Origin of the sequence: Natronolimnohabitans innermongolicus JCM 12255 (assembly GCF_000337215.1) — an archaeon.
Lineage (GTDB): Archaea > Halobacteriota > Halobacteria > Halobacteriales > Natrialbaceae > Natronolimnohabitans > Natronolimnohabitans innermongolicus.
The window spans coordinates 77,988-98,703 of sequence record NZ_AOHZ01000061.1 but is presented as its reverse complement, the minus strand read 5'-3'; the positions used below and the strand labels follow the sequence as shown (position 1 = coordinate 98,703).

Annotated in this window: 18 protein-coding genes; 10 read left to right on the top strand and 8 right to left on the bottom strand. The window is 67.0% G+C overall.

The features are described 5' to 3' along the window. Positions 1-34 precede the first annotated feature (34 nt). The 3 genes from pyrH (at position 35) to C493_RS13255 (ending at position 4,380) form a co-directional block, all read left to right on the top strand. Entirely contained in the window at positions 35-760 is a 726-nt protein-coding gene (gene pyrH, locus C493_RS13265) for a UMP kinase (protein WP_007259963.1), read from the top strand. Beyond that, complete coding sequence (gene lysS, locus C493_RS13260; RefSeq protein ID WP_007259962.1) at positions 757-2,439, top strand: lysine--tRNA ligase; 1,683 nt, start codon at positions 757-759, stop codon at positions 2,437-2,439. Before pyrH ends, lysS begins: the two co-directional genes overlap by 4 nt. A gap of 108 nt (positions 2,440-2,547) precedes the next feature. Beyond that, positions 2,548-4,380, top strand: a complete 1,833-nt coding sequence (locus tag C493_RS13255; RefSeq protein ID WP_007259961.1) for a site-2 protease family protein — start codon at positions 2,548-2,550, stop codon at positions 4,378-4,380. Positions 4,381-4,402: 22 nt separating this feature from the next. Here C493_RS13255 and C493_RS13250 read toward each other — a convergent pair whose 3' ends face one another. Then, entirely contained in the window at positions 4,403-4,996 is a 594-nt protein-coding gene (locus C493_RS13250) for a PadR family transcriptional regulator (RefSeq protein ID WP_007259960.1), read from the bottom strand. A gap of 185 nt (positions 4,997-5,181) precedes the next feature. Here C493_RS13250 and C493_RS13245 point away from each other — a divergent pair, with 185 nt between their 5' ends. After that, the gene (locus C493_RS13245; RefSeq protein WP_007259959.1) at positions 5,182-6,684 is read left to right on the top strand and encodes a heme-binding protein; all 1,503 of its coding nucleotides are present in this window, start codon (positions 5,182-5,184) and stop codon (positions 6,682-6,684) included. A gap of 122 nt (positions 6,685-6,806) precedes the next feature. On the opposite strand, the gene C493_RS23455 is transcribed toward C493_RS13245, so the two are convergent. The 4 genes from C493_RS23455 to C493_RS13230 all read right to left on the bottom strand — a co-directional run bounded on the left by C493_RS23455 (position 6,807) and on the right by C493_RS13230 (position 11,561). Continuing rightward, entirely contained in the window at positions 6,807-6,980 is a 174-nt protein-coding gene (locus tag C493_RS23455; RefSeq protein ID WP_007259958.1) for a hypothetical protein, read from the bottom strand. 108 nt (positions 6,981-7,088) lie between these two features. After that, positions 7,089-9,815 (bottom strand): TRAP transporter permease, encoded by a 2,727-nt coding sequence (locus C493_RS13240; RefSeq protein ID WP_007259957.1) that lies wholly within the window; start codon positions 9,813-9,815, stop codon positions 7,089-7,091. A gap of 8 nt (positions 9,816-9,823) precedes the next feature. After that, positions 9,824-10,354 carry a DUF1850 domain-containing protein gene (locus C493_RS13235; protein ID WP_007259956.1) on the bottom strand — a complete coding sequence of 177 codons (531 nt, stop codon included), beginning with the start codon at positions 10,352-10,354 and terminating at the stop codon, positions 9,824-9,826. Between the two features lie 67 nt (positions 10,355-10,421). Next, a complete protein-coding gene (locus C493_RS13230; RefSeq protein WP_007259955.1) occupies positions 10,422-11,561 on the bottom strand; it encodes a TAXI family TRAP transporter solute-binding subunit in 1,140 nt (379 codons plus the stop codon). 149 nt (positions 11,562-11,710) lie between these two features. Between C493_RS13230 and C493_RS13225 the strand changes: the two genes are divergently transcribed. Further along, a complete protein-coding gene (locus tag C493_RS13225) occupies positions 11,711-12,163 on the top strand; it encodes a hypothetical protein (protein ID WP_007259954.1) in 453 nt (150 codons plus the stop codon). Between the two features lie 190 nt (positions 12,164-12,353). Here C493_RS13225 and C493_RS13220 read toward each other — a convergent pair whose 3' ends face one another. Next, positions 12,354-12,737 (bottom strand): DUF5611 family protein, encoded by a 384-nt coding sequence (locus C493_RS13220; RefSeq protein WP_007259953.1) that lies wholly within the window; start codon positions 12,735-12,737, stop codon positions 12,354-12,356. A 172-nt stretch (positions 12,738-12,909) separates the two neighbouring features. Next, complete coding sequence (locus C493_RS13215) at positions 12,910-13,935, bottom strand: DUF7093 family protein (protein WP_007259952.1); 1,026 nt, start codon at positions 13,933-13,935, stop codon at positions 12,910-12,912. 187 nt (positions 13,936-14,122) lie between these two features. On the opposite strand from C493_RS13215, the gene C493_RS13210 reads away from it, so the two are divergent. Together C493_RS13210 and C493_RS13205 are read left to right on the top strand one after the other, a co-directional pair. After that, positions 14,123-14,365 carry a hypothetical protein gene (locus tag C493_RS13210; RefSeq protein ID WP_007259951.1) on the top strand — a complete coding sequence of 81 codons (243 nt, stop codon included), beginning with the start codon at positions 14,123-14,125 and terminating at the stop codon, positions 14,363-14,365. A gap of 75 nt (positions 14,366-14,440) precedes the next feature. After that, positions 14,441-14,764, top strand: a complete 324-nt coding sequence (locus C493_RS13205; protein ID WP_007259950.1) for a NifU family protein — start codon at positions 14,441-14,443, stop codon at positions 14,762-14,764. Positions 14,765-14,821: 57 nt separating this feature from the next. On the opposite strand, the gene C493_RS13200 is transcribed toward C493_RS13205, so the two are convergent. Continuing rightward, positions 14,822-16,264 (bottom strand): M28 family metallopeptidase, encoded by a 1,443-nt coding sequence (locus tag C493_RS13200; RefSeq protein ID WP_007259949.1) that lies wholly within the window; start codon positions 16,262-16,264, stop codon positions 14,822-14,824. A 143-nt stretch (positions 16,265-16,407) separates the two neighbouring features. Here C493_RS13200 and pepF point away from each other — a divergent pair, with 143 nt between their 5' ends. The 3 genes from pepF (at position 16,408) to C493_RS13180 (ending at position 20,705) form a co-directional block, all read left to right on the top strand. Then, positions 16,408-18,219 (top strand): oligoendopeptidase F, encoded by a 1,812-nt coding sequence (gene pepF, locus C493_RS13195; RefSeq protein ID WP_007259948.1) that lies wholly within the window; start codon positions 16,408-16,410, stop codon positions 18,217-18,219. Positions 18,220-18,681: 462 nt separating this feature from the next. Beyond that, the gene (gene pan2, locus C493_RS13190; protein ID WP_007259947.1) at positions 18,682-19,914 is read left to right on the top strand and encodes a proteasome-activating nucleotidase Pan2; all 1,233 of its coding nucleotides are present in this window, start codon (positions 18,682-18,684) and stop codon (positions 19,912-19,914) included. A gap of 311 nt (positions 19,915-20,225) precedes the next feature. After that, positions 20,226-20,705 carry a pyruvoyl-dependent arginine decarboxylase gene (locus C493_RS13180; protein ID WP_007259945.1) on the top strand — a complete coding sequence of 160 codons (480 nt, stop codon included), beginning with the start codon at positions 20,226-20,228 and terminating at the stop codon, positions 20,703-20,705. Positions 20,706-20,716 lie beyond the last annotated feature (11 nt).

Here is a 20,716-nt window from a genome sequence, read left to right as displayed (position 1 = left end):
CCTTAAGATAGCAACCCGGTTAGACCGCTGTAGCATGAAAGTGGTCGTTTCTATCGGCGGAAGCGTACTCGTCCCCGAGCCGGGTGCGGATCGGGTGGCAGAGCACGCGGCCGTCGTCGAAGACCTCGCCGCGGACGGCTGTCGTATCGGTGCCGTCGTCGGGGGCGGCGGCGTCGCTCGCGAGTACATCGGCGCCGCGCGCGATCTGGGGGCAAACGAGATCGAACTCGATCAGCTGGGGATCGACGTCACGCGACTGAACGCACGGCTGCTCATCGCCGCGCTCGGCGAGGAGTCGGTCACCGCGCCGGCCCGAGATTACGAGAAAGCAAGCGAGTCGCTGCGCCGCGACGACATCTGTGTCATGGGCGGCGTCGCGCCGGCCCAGACCACGGACGCCGTCGGCGCCGCGCTCGCGGAGTACATCGACGCCGACCTGCTCGTCTACGCGACGAGCGTTCCCGGCGTCTACAGCGCCGACCCGAACGAAACTGACGATGCGACCAAGTACGACGAACTCTCCGCGACCGATCTGGTCGACGCCATCGCCGGCCTCGAGATGAACGCCGGCGCCTCGGCCCCGGTCGACCTGCTGGCGGCGAAGATCATCCAGCGCTCGGGAATGCGGACGATCGTTCTCGACGGCACCGATCCGGACCGGATCGCTCGCGCCGTCCGCCACGGCGACCACGAGGGGACCGACGTGATCCCCGAGGGGGCGGGCGAGGAACCGACCTACTGGGCCGCTGACGAGCAATGAGCGACGAGAGCAGCCCGTACACGCTCCAGCACGAGGTCGACGACGAGCGACACGCGTTCTGGGCGGATACCGTCGCGGACCGCGTCGAGGAGCGCGTGGCCGAGCGGGGGGGCGACGAACCGATCGTCGTCAAGGGCGGTATCTCGCCGTCGGGCGTCCCCCACCTGGGCAACGTCAACGAGATCATGCGCGGCTACTACGTCGCCGAGGTGCTGCGCGAGCGGGGTCACGAGGTCCGGCAGGTGTTCACCACCGACGACCGCGACCCGCTGCGCGGACTCCCGCGGACGCTCTGTGACTTAGATGGGAACCTCGTCGACTTAGGCGAGGTCGACGCGGGCGCACTCGGACGCAACCTCGGCGCCCCGTACACTGACATTCCGGATCCCTTCGGCTGCTGTGACTCTTATGGCGATCACTTCTCGACGATCATCGCGGACAGCGCCGACGCCGTCGACGTCCCGATCGACCTCGTCTCGAACACCGACCTCTACGAGCGCGGCGCGTTCGAGGACGTGACGAAGTACGTCCTCGAAAACCGAGAGCGCGCACGCGAAGTGCTCTCCGAGTACCAGGACACGGTCGACGCCGACGGCGACTACGTCCCGTTCAACCCGATCTGCGAGGAGTGTGGCAAGATCACGGAGACCGTGACGAGCGTGGATCTAGAGAGCGAGCCGGCGACCGTCGACTACCGCTGTACGGACATGGACGCCGGCGACCAGACGATCGACGGCTGCGGCCACGAGGGGACCGCCACCCTGCGCGAGGGGAAACTCCCCTGGCGCTTCGAGTGGCCCGCCCAGTGGCAGGTGCTGGGCGTCGACTTCGAGCCCTTCGGCAAGGACCACGCCGAGGGCTCCTGGCCGAGCGGCGACGACGTCGCGCGCAACGTCCTCGAGATCGAGCCGCCCGTTCCGCTGGTCTACGAGTGGTTCACCCTCGAGGGCGAGCCCTTCTCCTCGTCGGCGGGGAACGTCATCCTCGTCTCGGACGTCCTCGAGCTGTTAGAGCCCGAGGTCCTGCGGTACTTCTTCGCGAAGGACCCCTCGAAGGCGCGGGACTTCAGCATCGAGCGCCTCGACCAACTGGTCGACGAGTTCGACCGCCTCGAGGCGATCTACTTCGACGAGATCGAGGCCGACGAAGACGAGGAGGCGTTCGCCGAACGAGTCTACCCGCTGCTCGTCGAGGAACCGCGCGAAGAGCGCATCCGGCTTCCGTACACCTTCGCCGCGGTCCTCGGCATGACCGACGATCCCGACCTCCGCGAGGAGATCGCTCGACGCGAAGGACACGTTCCGGACGACGCCCCCGAGTGGGCCGTCGAGGGGGCGCTGGCGCGCGTCGAACAGGCCCGCAACTGGGCGCGACGGACCGAAAACGAGTTCGACTACGAACTCAAGCGCACCGAGATTCCCGCCCACGACTTCGACGCGGCCACCGAGGACGCACTCGAGGAACTCGCCGACTTCGTCGAGTCGAGCGACGAGATCGATCCCGAGGAACTGCAGGGCGAGATCTACGAGACCGCCAGGCGTCACGACGTCGACGTCGGCGACTTCTTCGGCGCCGGCTACCGCCTGTTCTTCGACGAGGAGCAGGGACCGAAGCTCGGTCCGTTCCTCGCGAAGGTCGACCGCGAGTTCGTCGTCACGCGGTTGCGACGCGAGCGCTGACGGCAGGGCCGAGGGCGGTATCGCCGTTACTGACCTCGCGGCCGGTCACCGATCAGGTGAGCGAGACAGACAAAAGCCATTTGAGAGCCCCTCCCGGAGATAGGAGCAATGGATTACGGTTTCCCGGCTGTCGTCTCGGTCCCCGAACTCTACGGTTCGGAGACGCTGACGTGGGTCGTCATCGGGTTGCTGGCCTACTGGGTCGCGATCATCGCGCTCCGGAACGCCGATCTCCTCCCCTCCTACGTCGGCACGCAGGGACCGATTTTGACCTTCCACACCACCCGCGGACGGGACTTTCTCGACTGGCTGTCGGGCCCCAAACGCTTCTGGCGTGCGTGGGCGAACGTCGGCGTCGGCATCGCCGTCGTCGTGATGGCGACGATGTTCGTCGTCCTCCTCCTCGCGGGCATCTCCGTGCTCACGTCGCCACAGCCGACGGGCGGCGTCCAGCAGCCCCGAAACGTCGTTCCGTTTCCCGGCGTCAACGACTTCCTCCCGCTGTCGGCGACGCCCGGTATCGTCGCCGGCCTGATCGTCGGCCTGGTCGTCCACGAGGGCGGACACGGACTCCTCTGTCGCGTCGAGGATATCGAAATCAGATCGATGGGCGTCGCGATGCTCGCGGTGATCCCCATCGGCGCGTTCGTCGAACCCGATCAGGAGGGGAGCAAGGAAGCCTCCCGGGGCGGGCAGACGCGGATGTTCGCCGCGGGCGTGACGAACAACTTCGCAATCACGATCATCGTCTTCGCCCTGCTGTTCGGTCCGATAGCCGGCTCGGTCGCCGTCGCCTCGGGCGCCGCCGTCGGCGGCGTCGCTCCCGACTCGTCGGCCGAGACCGCCGGAATCGAACCCAACGATCGCATCACCGCCGTCGACGGCGAGCCGATCGAAACGAACGACGAACTCGACGCGGCCCTCGAGGCCGCATCCGGTGACACCGTCGAGATCGAACTCAACGAGGAAGAGACCACCACCGTCGATCGGTCGCTGTTGGTCACCGCGGCGATCGAAGACGGTCCCGGCGACCTGGCGGCCGGGGACACGATCACCGCCGTCGACGGCGAGCGGATCGCCAGCGAGGACGGCTTTCAGAACGCCGTCGGCGACGCCGAACGCGTCACGCTGACGGTCGACGTCAACGGCGAGACGGACGAACGCGAGGTGCCGATCGGAGCCGCCGCCGACGTCTCCGAGGACGGACCGCTCGAGGCGGCGACCGGGTCGCTCGACGATCCGTTCGTCATCACCGAACTCGACGGCGAGCGCGTCCAGTCGTCGGCCGACCTCGAGTCGGTGCTCGGCGAGACCGAACCCGACCAGACGGTCACCGTCGCGGGCTACGTCGGCGACGACGACGACCGCCAGGAGTACGACGTGACGCTCGACGAGCATCCGCGGGACGATACCGGCTTCCTCGGCGTGCTCATCAATCCGGGGACGTCCGGCTTCGAGGTCGCCGACCTCGGCGTGCAGCTGTACCCCGCAGAGCAGTACCTGGCGATACTCGGCGGCGACGGCGACAGCGGCTTCGGCGCGCTGGCCGACTCGTTCATCGGAAAGACCGCGCTGGCGATCGCGCTTCCGGTGATCGGCGTCGTCGGGGCGTTGCCGTTCAACTTCGCCGGCTTTACCGGCGGCGTACAGAACTTCTACGAGGTGCAGGGAACGCTGGCGATGCTCGGCGACAGCACGGTCTTTTTCGCCGCGAACATCCTGTTCTGGACCGGCTGGATCAACGTCCAGCTCGGGCTGTTCAACTGCATTCCGGCGTTCCCGCTAGACGGCGGCCATATCTTGCGCACGAGCACCGAGGCGGTCGTCTCCCGCCTCCCATTCGAGACGACGCGGGGCCACGTTCGGACGGTGACGACCACCGTGGGACTGGCGATGCTCGTCAGCTTCCTCGTCGTGTTGATCATGCCGTTCGTCGTCTGACCAACGCTCCGACCGGCGCAGTTTAGGATTCGGCCGCACTGTCTTCTCGCTCCTGATCTCGCTCTCCTTCTCGGTCGCGTGCGTCGTCCGTTCCGCTCGCACGGCCGATCCCGTGGCGGGCGTCGAACTCCTCGGGCGTCGCCTCGAGTCGCTCGAACGTCGTCTCGAAGTACCGCTCGTGGTGGCGGGCGACCTGTTCGACGATCCACTCGCTGAACGCCTCGTCGAACTGCCACTCGCCGTCGTGGTCGGGAATGTCGAAGCGCTCGTCCGTCGAGAACGCCGCGTAGACGTGGAAGTAGCCGAGAATGACGTCAGCAAAGTCGCGCGCCTTCTCGGTGCAGCTCTCGCGGCGGTCGGCGAGTTCCTCCCGACCCGCGTCGGTGAGTTCGAAGTACTTCCGGTCGGGCTCGTCCTCTCGCTCGATCCGTTCGGCCCAGCCCTCCTCTTCGAACTTGTAGAGAATAGGGTAGACGGAGCCGTAGGAAGGCTCCCAGTGACCGCCGCTTAACGCTCCGATCTCCTTTAAGATCTCGTAGCCGTATCGGGGCTTTTCCTCGAGCAACTCGAGGACGAGGTAGGCGATAAGCCCCTTCGGCGGCCCGCTTTTCCGCATGTGAGCCGTCACTTGATCGGGCGGACGTAAAGGGTTTCGGCTGGCTTCGGCCGCGCCTCGAGCCCCGGCGTCGGTCGGGTCGCTCCGCCGATGGACGCGGACGCGGACACGACTGTGACTGGACGGTCATTCGATCGCGGATCGAAACCCTGTCCTTCTTAGCGTCGCCGTCCCAACCCGCGCACATGGAACGACGGCAGCCGCCACAGACCGAAGAGGGCTGGTACGTCCTGCACGACTTCCGGTCGATCGACTGGGACGCCTGGCGCGACGCGCCACAGCGGCGTCGCGAGCGGGCAATCGAGGAGGGCATCGACTACCTGACCGCCGCCGAGAGCGTCGCCGACGCCGACGAGGGCGGGTCGGCAACGTACTCCGTTCTCGGCCACAAGGCGGACCTCCTGTTCTTGCACCTGCGGCCGACCCTCGAGCACCTCGACACGCTCGAGCGGCGGTTCGAGGGGACCGCGCTCGCGGAGTTCACCGAGCGCGCCGACTCCTACCTCTCCGTCACCGAGGTGTCGGGCTACATGTCTCAGGACTTTTTCGACGACGACGCGGAGATGGAAGACGCCGGGATGAAACGCTACATCGAGTCGCGGCTCAAGCCGGACATTCCGGACGCCGACTTCCTGAGCTTCTACCCGATGAGCAAACGGCGCGGTCCCGACCACAACTGGTACGAACTGCCCTTCGACGAGCGCGCCGACTACCTCGCCAACCACGGCGAGATCGGCAAGGGCTACGCCGGTCGGGTTACCCAGATCATCTCCGGCAGCCTCGGACTCGACGACTTCGAGTGGGGGATCACCCTCTTCGGCGACGATCCGACCGACGTCAAGGAACTGCTCTACGAGATGCGCTTCGACCCCTCGAGTTCGCGCTTCGCCGAGTTCGGTCGGTTCCTCTCGGCGCGGCGGTTCCCGCCCGAGAACCTCGGCGCGTATCTCGACGGCGAGCCCGTGCCACAGGAGGGTGGCTCCGGTGGGCATCCCCACGCGAGCGGTGAAAGCGGCGGGCATCCCCACGGCGGGGACTCGAGCGGCGGCGGCCACCACGGCTCCGGCGGTCCGCACGGCGATGACGGCGACGACGAGACGGACATCCGCAGCGAACTCGCCGACATGGACGTCTACGCCGGCCAGCCACACGGCGAGGACGTTCACGCGGTCGTCCTCTACTCGGCGGCCGACACCGACGAACTGTTCGAGGAAGTCGACGGCCTGCGCCAGAACTTCGACCACTACGATACGCACGTGAAGACGGCCGTCTACGGACCGCGAGACGACGACAGCGAGGCCGCGGTCGTCAGCCTCTGGGAGACCGAACGCGCCGCCAACACGGCCGCGGGCTTCCTCGCGGATCTACCGGACGTCGTCCGCCAGGCCGGCGACGATGACGACGACTCCTGGGGCACGATGGGGATGTTCTACACCGTCAAGCCCGACCACCGCGAGGACTTTACGGACACCTTCGACGACGCCGGCGCCCTGCTGGCCGACATGGACGGCCACCGGAAGACGGACCTGCTGATCAACCGCGAAGACGAAAACGACATGTTCATCGCCAGCCGCTGGGACTCCCGCGAGGACGCCATGCAGTTTTTCCGCAGCGACGCCTTCTCCGAGGCCGTCGAGTTCGGTCGCGACGTCCTCGAGGACCGGCCGCGACACGTCTTCCTGGCCTGATCGCGGTTCCCGGCGGCTCGGTTCGGTTGGGACGGTCGATCGGCTCGGTAGGTTCGATACGGAGGCTGTTTTCAGTCGTGGAGGCCGTTTTCACTTCTCGACCGCCTGACGACGACACCGCGCTACTGCCACTCGTCGTAGAAGAAGTAGCCGGCGACGCCGGCCAGTCCGAGCGCGAGCGTGATGTAGGGCCAGTTGCCCGCGTCTTCGCCGGTGAGCGCGGCATGGGCGGTGACGAAGATCGCGAGCCCGATGTGGGCGACCAGCGTCGCGAGGAGGAACGCGGTGAGATCCATCGTGTGTGAGCGATTCGACGTGATCCCAATAGCCGTTTCGAAGCGCGGCGGTTCGGACCGAGATCGACGAGGCGAGTCGCTCGCTGTGATCTCGAGGCGCCGTCCGGCTCAGACGTCGCCGGGTGTCGCCGCGGCGGGTTCGTCGGGATCGTCGCGTTCGTCGACGTCTTCGGGAGCTCTCGTCCGATTTTCGTAGGAGAGGCCGACGAGCATCGCCAGCCCGACGAGCCGCAGCGGGAAGGTGACCTGGAAGACGGTCAGCGCGGAGGGGATTCCGAAGAGCGCGAGGACCGCCTCGACTACGAGGAGGGGGACCTCGGGAACCATCAGAAAGATCGAGGCCACCGAGTACAGCGCCCGGCGCACCTGACCGACGCGCGCGTACTGGTAACCGATGATGGTCACGCCCAGCGCGTACACTCCGAGGAACATACCGACGACGGGGATCACCACGTCGGGGACGAAGTACCCGAGGTCCGCGACGTCGGCCCAGCCGATCAGCGACCACTCGCCGTCGACCTGCCGGAACAACAGGATGCCCGGCGAGAAGACGAACGCGAACGGCACGAGGACCTTGTTCAGCGAGAGGGTAAACGCGATCACCGCGGTCTTCATCTCGTCGGCCTTCGCGACGCCGGCCCCGGCGAAGGCGGCGACGGCGACCGGCGGCGTGACGTCGGCCATCAGCCCCCAGTAGAGGACGAACAGGTGAGCGGCCAGCACCATGACGCCGGCCTCGACGAGCGGGGCCTCGAGCATCGCGATCAGGATGATGTACATCGCCGTCGTCGGCATCCCCATCCCGAAGATGATCGAGGCGACGCCGGTCAGCGTCAACAGGACCAGCATCGACTCGCCGCTGACGTCGCTGATGAGCGCGGCCAGGTTCGGGCCGAGGCCGGTGACGCTGATGACGCCCGGGACGACGCCGGCGGCGGCGACGGCGACGACGACCGTCGTCGCGGTGCGGGCCCCGGCGTCCATCGATCGCAAGACGAACGCGCCGAACCGGTAGGCCCGGTTTTTCGACAGCGAGGGGCGACCGATCGCGTCGGCGCTCCGGTCGGCCGCCTCGTCGACCGCGGGGTCGAACTCGAGCAGCGGCGCCTCGGCCCGCGGACGCAGGAGGATGAAGGCGACGCTGACGAGCGTGGCGATCAGCGCGAGGTCGCCGAGTGTGGCCGACACGGCGGCGCTCGGCGCCAGCCCGGTTCCGGCCGCCTCGAGGCCGGCGAACGCCCGTATCGCGTCGGCGAGTCCGCCGCCGACGGTCGCGTACGACCAGGCCTGGAGGATCGCAACGGCGGCGATCGTGGCGAACAGCGGGAGTCGGGTCCGCTCGTCGTAGGCAGCGATGACCGCGAGCAGGGCGATCACCGCGACGATCGTCAGCCAGCCGGCGCGGTTGATCGAGAGCCGGGCGACGACCAGGTAGTACAGCAACAAGACGACCGGAATCAGGTAGAACCAGCCCCGTCGCAGCGCGGCCGGAATGCTCGGCAGTTGCGTTCGCGAGAGCCCGCCGATGCCGCCCCGGACGGCCTCGAAGTGGACCATCACCCACATGCCGAAGAAGAAGGCGATGGCGGGCAGCGTGGCGGCGATGATCACGTCGGCGTACGGCGTCCCAGTGAACTCGACGATGAGGAACGCCGCGGCGCCCATCACGGGCGGCAGCATCTGGCCGCCCGAGGACGACGAGGACTCGACGGCCCCCGAGAACTCCGGGGAGTAGCCCGACCGCTTCATCAGCGGGATCGTGAACGCGCCCGTCGTCACCGTGTTGGCGATCGAGGAGCCGCTGAGCATGCCCATGAAGCCACTCGAGACGACGCTCGCCTTCGCCGGACCGCCCTCGCGGGTGCCGGTCGCCGAGTAGGCGAGGTCGATGAACCACCTGCCCGCGCCGCTCATCTCGAGGAACGCGCCGAAGAGGATGAAGATGAAGATAAAGCGGACGCTGACGGAGACCGGCTGGCTGTGGACGCCCGCCTCGACGGTGTACCAGAGGTTGTAGACGATGTTGTCCCACGTATCGGGCTGGATGGCCAGCGCGCCGATCGTCGAGTCGCGGGGGATGTGGTAGCCCCAGCGGGCGTAGACGATGAACAGCCCGACCAGCGAGGCGAGGAGCAAGCCGAGCGACCGGCGGGTCGCCTCGAGGACCAACAGCATTCCCATGACGCCCAGAACGAACGCCGCGGAGGCCTCGTCGATCGGCACGCCGACCGCGGCGAGGCCGACGACGAGCGGTTCGAGCAGCGGGAAGACGTCGTGGAGCGCCTGCGTCCCCTCGAACCGTTGGACCGAGATCTGGCGGATCTCCTCGAAGTTGGTCGCGATGTAGTACGCCGGCATCGTCGCGAGAACGGCCAGGAGGACGTCGACCGGCGCGATCCGGTTCATATCGGGATCGAGGAACGCCCACCGGAAGCCGCGGGCGACGATCGCGGTCGCTCGAGTGAGGGGGTGTTCGTCGCCGAGTCGGCTCCTGACGGCCGGTTCGATTCGACCGAGTCGCCGAGCGACGAAGCCGTCGCCGCGACTCGTCGGGAAGAGCAAGAACGCCAGCACCAGCGCGAACGCCACGTGGATCGCGTTGACCTGTAGCTGCTGGAGCGCGACGAGTTCGAACTCGCCGACGACCGGCAGCGTCGCGCCGAAGGTGCGCCCGCGGGCGGCGATCCAGATCTGGAACGCCGAGAAGGCGATGGCGATCGCGGCGACGATCGCGACCGCCAGTCCGCGGTGGGTGCGGCGGCGCTGGACCTCCTCCATGAGCTCCTGTTGCTCGTCCTCGGTGAGTTCGTCCGCGTCGTCGGTATCGGTGCTCATAGCTCGCGTCAGTCGGTTCTAGTGGTTCGCTCCGTGGTGTCTCTCGGCGGGCCGGCGACGCGCTCGAGTCCCGCCGTCGCGGACCGATCGGTCACGAACAGCACGACCCGACCGTCGGCGGCGGCGACGAGGTCGTAGCGGTCGTCGCCGACGACGAGTTCATGACCGGCGATATCGCCCGGCGAAACGGACAGTTCGTCGTACGATCCGTCGCCGTCGGCGACGTAGCCGTCGTCCGTTCGCTCGATATCGTCGACGGGGAGGCCGGCCCCGAAGGAGCGAAACACCGACCGATCGGCCCGGAGTTCGTCCCCGTCGACGACGTAGACGTCCTCGACCGGCGTTCGCTCGACGCTGTGCGTGTAGGCGAGCGTCACCTCCTGGCCCTGCTCGACGGGAACCTCGAGCAGGCGTTCGCCCGTCTCGGCGTCCGCGACGACCAGCAGCTCGTCGCTTCTCGCGGCCGTGGCCGCGACGGCGGTCGCTCCGAACGCCGCGAAGGCGGAGGCGACGAGTCGGCGTCTGGTGAGTGATACCACGGTGGTGAATCAGCGGTCGGTGCGGAGTGGCGCGACCGGTGGCTCCGGTCGCTCGAGTCGGATCGCGCTATTCGTCGTCCGCGTCGCCGTTCTCCTCGTCTTCGCCGTTTTCGGCGTCCTCGTCGCCGTTCTCCATGTCTTCGTCGTCCTCGTCGCCGTTTTCGGCGTCCTCGTCTTCGTCCTCGTCGGGCTCCGCCTCGTCGACGTCGTCGAAGTACGCCTGCGCGCCAGCGTGGAGGTCGATCGGCATCGCCTCCTGTGCGGTCTCGAGGTCGATGTACTCGGACTGGGTCGTGAAGTCGTCGACGTTGTCGAACATGGCCGCCGTGACCTCCTCGATGACGGCCTCGTCCATCGCCTCGTAGGTCGCGAGCATCGCCTGCACCGAGATCGTCTCGACGTCGTCTTCGACCCCGTCGTAGGTCCCCCCGGGGATGGTGTCCTCGGCCAGCCACTCCGCGTCCTCGAGCAACTGCTCGCGGACGTCGCCGTCGACTTCGACGAAGGAGATGTCCTGGGTCGTCGCGAGGTCCTCGATGGCGCCGAGCGGGTAGCCGCCGACGGTGATGGCGGCGTCGACGTCGCCGTCGGCGATCTGGTCTGCCGCCGTCCCGAAGTCGGTGTTCGATTCGCTGAAGTCGTCGATCCCCGCGGACTCGAGGATCTGCAGGGCGTTGACCTGCGTGCCGCTTCCCAGGTCGCCGGTGTTGACCGAGGCGCCCTCGAGGTCCTCGACGGACTCGATGTCGGAGTCTTCCTGCGTGACCATGTGGATCGTCTCCGGGTAGAGCGAGGCGATCCCGCGGATGTTCTCCTGTGGCTGGTCCTCGAACTCCTCGAGTTCGACCCCGTTGTGGGCGAAGTAGGCGATGTCGTTCTGGATCAACGCGAGTTCCGCCTCTTCCCGCCCGAGGCTGGCGGCGTTCTCGACGCTTGCGCCCGTCGACTGCACCTGAATCCCGTGGGGCGTGTGCGCCTCGACGATGGACTTCATGTCGCCGCCCAACGGATAGTACGTTCCCTCGGTTCCGCCGGCGTGGAGGGCAAGCACCTCGCCCCCTTCTTCGGGTTCGGCCTCCTCGAGGTCACCGTTGTCTTCTTCGTCGGGTCCTTCCTCGGCGTCCTCGCCGATACAGCCTGCAACCGAGACGACTCCAGCGCTCCCAGCGATCGCGATGACGCGCCGTCGATTGATATGCTTCCCCATAGCACGAAAAACACTGCCAACAGTCTAATATCTAATTCATGACAATATATGCGTTCAGGCTGGACTCTCCCGAAAACCGATCTGTTAATCGCTGACGAAACTGCCGGCGGGAAAAAGTACAGGTGTATCGTCCACGTAATGCTCGTGTAGTGAAACGACGCGCGTTCCTCGGCGCGACGCTATCGGTTCTGATAGCGGGGTGTGCGAATCGGCTCGGGTTCGCCGACCGCGTCAAGGTCGTCGAGAAGGCCGTCCGGATCCATCCGTGGGACGGCGAACCGTTCGAAGCGGCGGTCCGACGGTACGATCCCGACAGCGGATCGATCACCGAGGAGTACCATCGGGACCTCGAGGAGTACCTCGATCCGGACGAGCCGCTTAGTATCTCCGAGGAACTCCACGATCGGCTGGACGCCAACCACGAAATCGTCGGCTACCGAATTCGAGTCTGCGAGCCGAACGGGGGCGGCGACTGCGACATTACGACGTTCCTCCGCGACGACTTCAACGAGGTCGAAGTCGGCGATATCGCCGACATCGTTTCCCGAAGTTCGGGCGCCGGACTGATGTCCGTCCACGAACACCGCGACGAACGCGAGTGACGGCACCACCGGCGTCACGCCGGCGTTGCGGTCGCTCGTCGCGTTGCCGTCGTCGATCGCACTCGAAGTGGGATCGCGGTGAGACGGACTCGAGCGGGACGCGAGACGATGGCGCCGCTCTCGAGTCGAAAACAGACGCGAGCTGGTCGCTGCCGAGCGGATATCGACGAAACGGTGCGACGCGAATGCGTTAGAAGTCGTGGTCCGGATCGTCTTCGACGGAGCGTTTCAACGAATCGCGGCGGGCCTTGGCGTCTCGACCCGTCGCCTCGAGCAGGAAGTCGTTTTTCGCGTCGACGGCGTCCGCGGCGGCCTCGAGTTCGTCGGGGCCGAGCTCGGTCGGATCGCGTTCGAAGAACTCGACGGCGAGTTTGTCCTTCTTGCCGGAGTACTCGACGGTCCCGACGACGACCTTTTCGAAGACGGGGTTGTCGGGCTCGCCGATGACGAAGAGATCGCTTCCCTTGAACTCCTCCGTATCGGTAATCGGGCCGAAGTAGTCTTCGACCGTCGACTCCATATCAGGGATTCGCTCCTCGAGATACTCACCGCGGCGCATCTTGTACTCCTTCATGGCTTGGAGATACACGGGGGAGTGTTTACCTCTTTTCATAGCCATCGTCGTACGCAGCCGACAGACGGCTCGAGGTCGGCGTTGAGAGTGTTCGAGAACTGACCGCTGTGGGTCTTCACCGTCGAACCGAAAAACGGTCGCGATCGTCCCCAAGTCGATGCGACGGACCGTCTCAGCGACGCTCTCGTTTGCCGAGATACCCTTTCCGGCAGTCGGGACAGATGTCGCCGGCGCGAAGCGAGCCGCGGTCGCCGGTCGCGACGAACTCACAGCGCGGACAGTAGAACTCGCTGGGCGTGTCGTCGCGCGGCCCGTCGTGTTGGCCGGGCGCGGGGGCGGATCCGGCTCGTTCGATTCCCGTTCCCGCGGCGTCGTCGCTCTCGGCGGTCGCCTGTGGGTCCGCACCGGTCGAGTGCTGGTCCGACTCGGCGCCGATCGACGTCGCCGTCCCGGCTCTGGCATCCGCGGCTGCCCCGGATTCGGGCGCCCCACCGGAATCGTCCTCGAGGACGACTGCATCGTCGGTGACCGGCTCGTCACCGTCGTCGGCGTCGATGAACTCCGCGTCGCTGTCCGCGTCGACGAACTCGGTATCCGCGTCGTCGACGTCGTTCCCAGTCGCACCGGCGTCGACGTCGGCTCCGGACTCGGAGTCGGGCCACCCGGCGGGTTCGTTCTCGGCGCCGACCGGCGGTCCGACGTCGTCTGAGTCGGGCCACTCGCCGTGGTCGCGGTCGCGATCGACCGGTTCGTCGCCGTCGTCGTCCTCGAGAATTTCGCCATCGTCGGTGATCGGGTCGCCGTTCTCGTCGGTCGGAATGTCGGGCTCGTCCGTCGCTTCGTCGTCCGAGTCGGCGAACGCGGCGTCGGTGCCGGTGTCGACGCCGGTCCCGACGTCGCCCTCGTCGTAGTCGACCTCGGTCGCGGCGGGGGCGCCGTCGGCGGTCGGTGGCTCGACAGCGTCGCTGTCGCGCGGTTCGGTCTCGAGTCCGGTGTCGTTGGGGAGGGAGTCGGCGGCCGTCTCGGCGGAGATACTCGTTACTTCCGTGTTCTCGCTGATGACGTGGCGGTCGCCACAGCGGGCACACTCCTCGTACTCCTGTACGGTCACGACGACTTCGCTGCCCCGTTCTTCGCGCTCGCGTTCGACTTCGGCCTCGCCGTAGTCGTGTCCGAGCAGCGAACATCGAAGGGCCATCGTCCTTCCGTAGCCAGTCACACCATAAAAAACGTACTGCCTCCGCGACCGGTCGTATTCCTGTCAACCAGCGGTCGTCTCGCTGGCGGCGGCAGCGACGGGATACGGGATTCGTTCACACTCGAGCGCGGGGAACCACCGACGCCGGGAGGAGCGCTTTTGAGGGTCGCGACCGATGCGTCGGACGATGGAACTGTCACCCGAGGAGTACGGAGCCTACTGGCGATCGTCGATCTTCGTCGCGGCGGGCGTCTCGATCGTCGTCTTCGGTTACCGACTCCTCTCGCCGCTGCTGTCGGGACCGACCGTCGGCGCGATCGGCATCGCGGTCTTCTTGTTACTCGCGTTGATCCTCGCCGGCACCTACGTCGCGATGATCGGCGTGGCTCGCGCCGTGCGGACCGCCGTCGACGCCGAGATGCGGGGGTAACCGCTCGAGGGGATCGCCTTGGGTAGCGCCCCCGCGGTGAACAGAGATATATCCGTCCACTCCCTTGTCCCGCACATGAGCGAGTCCGCCCAGTCCACCGACGAGCAGGAAGACGCGGTCCGAGAGGAGGTATCGCTGTTCCTCCAGCGGAACTTCCCGCAGATCCAGGCCCACGGCGGCGACTCCTCGATCACCGAAGTCGATCTGGAGGAGGGCCACGTCGCGATCACGCTGAGCGGCGCCTGCGACGGCTGCGGCGTCAGTTCGATGACGACGGAAGCGATCAAACAGCGACTCCCGCGGGACGTCGAGGCGATCGACACCGTCGCAGTCAGTACGGGCTTCGACGGCCTCTCGGAGGGGACGAACCGCCACATCTCCGACGACGTGCCGTTCTGATCGCCGAACCGACCGGCTCGAGCGACTCCCCGTCCGTTCTTCCGTCTCCCGGTCCGTTCAGTCCCAGCTGTCCGGCCAGATTTCGGCCGCGCGCATCCCCGGCTCGTACTCCTGATCTCGCAACTGCTCGCGCAGGGTACCGTCGTCGATCCGCGGAACGTCGGTCCGCGTCAGCTCCCGAATTAGCAGCGCCGTCAGCATGGCGTGCTCGCGCAGGTTGCGCGGGTCGACCTTGTCGCGAGTGTCGGCCGTCGTGTGGCCCCAGCCGCGGCCGCGCTCGCCGCCCTCCGGCGGTTCGCTGTGGAGTTGCAGCGCCGGCACGCCCGCCCGCAGGAACGGCCAGTGATCGCTGAACGGGTGCGGGTCCGGTTCGTGGACGACCGGCTGGCCCGCCGCGTCGGTCACGTCTGCGGCTATCTCGGCGAGTCGCTCCGAGCCGTGGGTCATCGCCGTCAGGTTCCGGAACCGACCCGCGCCGTCGACGTTGACCACCGCGCGGATCGACTCGAGGTCGCGTTCCTCGGCCAGGGCCTCCGCACCCAGGAGACCGATCTCCTCGCAGCCGACGCCCGCGATCCGAACGCGACACGCGAGGTCGTCCTCGAGCGCGCGAAGAATCGGGACGGCGCCCGCGACGGTCGCGATGCCACAGCCGTTGTCGAGGGCGCCCTCCGTGATGTCGTGGGCGTCGTAGTGGGCGACGACGAGCAGCTCCTCGTCCGTCTCGGGGCCGACGACGCCGTGGACGTTCTGACTCGAGCCGGCGTCCGTCGTCGCGTCGACGCGGACCCGAGCCCGCGCCCCGCGGTCGGCGTACTCGGTCAACCAGTCGTGGGTTTCGGCGCTGACGCCGACGCCCGGGACGGCCGCCTCGGCGTCGAACTTCAGCGCGCCCGTCGGCGGCAGTTGGCCGGGAACGTGGTTGGCGAAGACGAACACCTGCGCCCCCGCGGCGACCGCGTGGCCGAACTTCTCCATCCGGTGGACGAACCGCTGTCCCGGCGGCGTCGTGGTCGAGGCGACGGCGATCGCCCCTTGCAGGTCGGCCTCGGCGATCTCCGCGGGCGTTCCGTGGCCCACGTCGACCAGCGGGCCCTCGACGTCGCCGGCCGGCGCGTACGGCAGCGCGATCGCCTCGAAGGATCGGTCGATGCGACTCGAGTCGCCCGTCGTCGCGTCGGCCGCGTCGGTGCCGCTCGGGCCGGTCGTCTCGCCGCCGACAACGGCGAACTCCGTCGAGCCGCGCTCCCAGTACCGCATCGAGAACTCGCGTATCTGCACGTCCTCGAGTCCGCCGTCCGCGAACGCCTCGCGGACGAATTCGGCCGCCCGCCGCTCCGTCGGCGATCCCCCCATCCGGTGGGGGAGTTCGGTCAGTCGCGTCAGCAGCCGCCACGGCCGATCGTCCGTCCACGCGCGTCCGAGCGCCTGCTCGAGTCGTCGCTCGCGCTCGTCGAATCCGTCCGTGCGTTCGTTCTCGTCCGCGTCCCCGCGTTCCATACCGCCCGATTCGGACTCGAAAAGGATAGGTATCGGGGCCACAATACACGGGACGATACGACCGCGGGACCCCCCAGCGGCCGCCGTTTCGGGCGATTTCTCCCTCCGACACGCTTTACCACCTCCGTTCCGAACGCCGTGGTATGAGTTCCGTACCCGAACGCTCCGAGGTCGACGAGGAGTACACCTGGGACCTCGAGAGCATCTACGCGACCGACGACGACTGGGAGGCAGCCTACGAGGCCGTCGCCGAGCGCGTCGACGAACTCGCCGCCTACGAGGGACAGGTGACCGACGACGCGGCGACCCTTCTGGACGTGTTTGCGCTTCGCGACGCGATCATGCGCGAGGTGTCGACCGTCGCCGCCTACGCGCGGATGCGCCGCGACGAGGACACGACCGACCAGCAGTATCAGGCGCTGACCGCCCGCGCGCAGTCGCTCGCCGCCGACGCCCAATCCGCGGCGTCGTTCATCGAACCCGAACTCCAGGAGCTGAGCCGCGAGGAGTTCGACGAACTGGTCGACACCGAACCCGAACTCGAGACCTACGAGCATTACGTCGACGACGTGTTGCGGATGAAACCCCACACGCGCTCGGCGGAGGTCGAGGAGCTGCTGGCGGACCTGAGCGAGGTCACGGGGGCAACGGGCGAAGTCTACAACATGCTCTCGAACGCGGACATGGAGTTTCCGACCGTCGAAGACCCCAACGGCGAGGCGGTCGAGATCACCCAGAGCAATTTCGTCAACCTGCTCAAACGCCCCGACCGGGACTTTCGCCAGCGCGTCTACGAGCACTACTACGACGAGTGGTCCTCGCTTCGTAACACGGTCGCCTCGGCCTACAAGAACAGCGTGAAAGCCGACGTCAAGACCGCCCAGGCGCGACACTACGACACGGCCCGCGAGGCCGCCCTCGACGGTCCCAACGTCCCCGTCGACGTCTACGACACGCTCGTCGACACCGTCCACGACAACCTCGACAAACTCCACCACCACACCGAGCTCAAAGCGCAGGCGCTCGAGGTCGACGACCTCCAGATGTGGGACGTCTACATGCCCCTGACCGGCGACGAGGGCCCCGACGTCGAGTACGGTCAGGCGACCGAGTACGTCGTCGACTCCCTCGCCCCGCTCGGCGAGGAGTACCAGTCCCGCGTCGCCGACGGCCTCGAGTCGAACTGGGTCGACGTCTACGAGAACGAGGGCAAGCAGTCCGGCGCCTACTCCGGAGGGACCTACGACACCCAACCGTTCATCCTGATGAACTACCAGGACGACATCTCATCGATGTACACCCTCGCACACGAGTTGGGCCACTCGATGCACTCCGAACTCACGAAAGACGAACAGCCGTTCGTCTACTCGAGCTACGAGATCTTCGTCGCCGAGGTCGCCAGCACGGTCAACGAGGCCCTGTTGACGAGTCACCTCCTCGAGACCGTCGACGACCCCGAGTTCCGCAAGCACGTCTTGAACGAGTTCCTCGAGCGCGTGCGCTCGACGCTCTACCGGCAGACTCTCTTCGCGGAGTTCGAACACGAGGCCCACCGACTCGAGGAGGACGGCGAACCGCTGACGGCCGACCGACTGGACGAGGTCTACCGCGGACTCAAAGAGGAGTACTACGAGCCCGCCGTGATCGACGACCGCATCGCCCGCGAGTGGATGCGCATTCCGCACTTCTACCGCGCGTTCTACGTCTACCAGTACGCGACCGGCATCTCCGCCGCGCTGGCCATCGTCGACGACGTTCTCCCCGAGGGCGCCGGCGGCGAGCCGAACCGCGAGGCCGCCGAGGACTACCTCGAGTTCCTCCGCCGGGGCTCCCGGGAGTACCCGCTCGAACTCCTCCGGATCGCCGGCGTCGACATGAGCACGTCCGACCCGATCGATCGCGCCCTCGAGAGCTACGGCGAGCGACTCGAGGAGATGGACGCCCTGATGCAGTAGGCTCTCGTCGCGAGACCGGGCGTGTCCCGAACTGTCCCCTCATTTTCGCCGTCTCGATTCCGCTCCGATCGGTGAGTTTCGATCGCCGGTACGCGTTCAAGAGACTCGATCAACCCGTAGCGATCGCTGCGAGACGGTAACGGCGATCGCGGTATCAATCACGATCGAGACGACCGCGACCGGTGTGACCACGACGAACGCGCCGGCGAAGACGAGCAGTCCGATCCGAGGATTAGCGCGGTCCGGCGTTGAAACTGGCTCATACGGGATCGTTCGACGTCACGATCGGTGAAGAGTCGAGTCCGTCCCGCCTGAAATCGTCCGGTACCAACGTCGCCACCGCCGCTTTCGAGGGGCCAGTGACCCGTATACCGCGAGCGTTACCTTATGAGACGTGGATACGAAAACCGACCGGGACCCAAAGGCACATTTATCGTCGGGGACTTACCGACGTACGTCAGGATGTCTCGAAGCCCGTCTATTCCCGACCGACCTCATCGCGATATCGATCCCGATCTCCCCGACGATGAGCGACTCGAGGCTCTTCGCGGCCACCACGGAGACCTCGTGGACGTCAACGAACAGCTCGAGCAGCAACTCGAGGAGGCCGAGGACCGCCGCCAGCGCCTCCGCGAGCGCGTCGACCGCATTGAGCGGGAAAACGAGACGCTCAAGAGCTCCTCGCTGTACATCGCCACCGTCGAGGACGTCATGGACGGCGAGGAGGTCGTCGTCAAACAGCACGGGAACAACCAGGAAGTGCTGACCGAGGTCTCGCCGCGGATCGTCGATCAGGTCGAGCCCGGCGACCGCGTCGCGGTCAACGATTCCTTTGCGATCCAGACGGTGCTCAACGCCGAGACCGACGCGCGAGCGCAGTCGATGGAGATCACCGAGCGCCCCGAGGTCACCTACGGCGAGATCGGCGGCATCGACGAGCAGGTTCGCGAGGTCCGCGAGGCCGTCGAGCAGCCGCTTGCCGAACCCGAACTGTTCGACGAGGTCGGCATCGAGCCGCCAAGCGGCGTGCTCCTCTACGGGCCGCCCGGGACGGGCAAGACGATGCTCGCGAAGGCCGTCGCCCACGAGACCGACGCCACGTTCATCAAGATGGCCGGCTCCGAACTCGTCCGGAAGTTCATCGGCGAGGGCTCGCGGCTCGTCCGCGACCTCTTCGAGATGGCCCGCGAGCGCGAACCGGCCATCATCTTCATCGACGAGATCGACGCCATCGCGACGCGGCGCTCCGAGTCCAAGACCTCCGGCGACGCCGAGGTCCAGCGCACCATGATGCAACTGCTGTCGGAGATGGACGGCTTCGAGGCCCGCGGCGAGATCCGCATCATCGCCGCCACCAACCGCTTCGACATGCTCGACCGCGCCATTCTTCGTCCGGGCCGGTTCGACCGCCTCATCGAGGTTCCCGAACCCGACCGCGACGGCCGCGAGCAGATCCTCCAGATTCACACCCGCGGCATGAACGTCGCCGACGAGGTCGACTTCGGCGACCTGGCCGACGACACCGACGGCTACTCCGGCGCCGAAATCGAGAGCCTCGCCACCGAGGCCGGTATGTTCGCCATCCGTAACGACCGCGACGAGGTCACTCACCAGGACTTCGTGGAAGCCTTAGCGAAGATCGAGGAAGACGACTCGAGCGACGTGATTTCGTCGGCGGGATACTTCTACCAGTAGCGCGGGATCGGTTTCGGTTACTTGCCGTCGGAGTGTGTATTCTGCGGTGAATTCGGTTCGAAACTGGATCGTGCCGGTTCGGAGCGGCAGCTGGACGCCTCGAGTCGGTCGGCGTCGACGATCCGAGCGACGAGCGACGAACGACGAACGACGAGCGATCCGCGCGAGGTGGCGCGTGCTCGGCGACTCGTGTTCGAACATGGACGCTGGCGGGACGCTAACGAACGCCACGTATGACACACTCGAATACGACACCAACCGGTTCGGCCGCGGATCGCAAGCCCTTACGCGCTCGGTCCCCGAACGCGACTATGAGCACGATTCGAGTCGTCTGGGGGTCGGCCTCGGCGCCGACCGAGATGGCTTCCTACGACGCCGCGCTCGCGGAGGCGGGCGTCGAGAACTACAATCTCGTCTCGGTCTCCTCCGTCGTTCCCGCGGACACCGCCGTCGAGGCCGTCGGCACCGCGCCCGATCTCGGCCCCGCCGGCGAACGGTTGACCGTCGTCGAGGCTCGAGCCACGACCGTCGGCCCGGGACAGGTCAGCGCTGCGCTGGCGTGGTCACAATCGGTCGACGACGGACCGGGACTGTTCTACGAAACCTCCGGCGAAACCGACCGGGCGGACGTCGAGCGGCGCGTCCGCGAGGGGCTGCAAGCTGGTCAGAAGCTTCGGGACTGGGAGTTCGGCGAGTCGAACGTCGTCGTCGAGAGCGAGCAAGCCGAGTCGGGCGAACACACGACCGCGGTCGTTCTGGCCGTCTACGGCGAGAGCACGCCGATCTGTTGATTGCGTGTAAT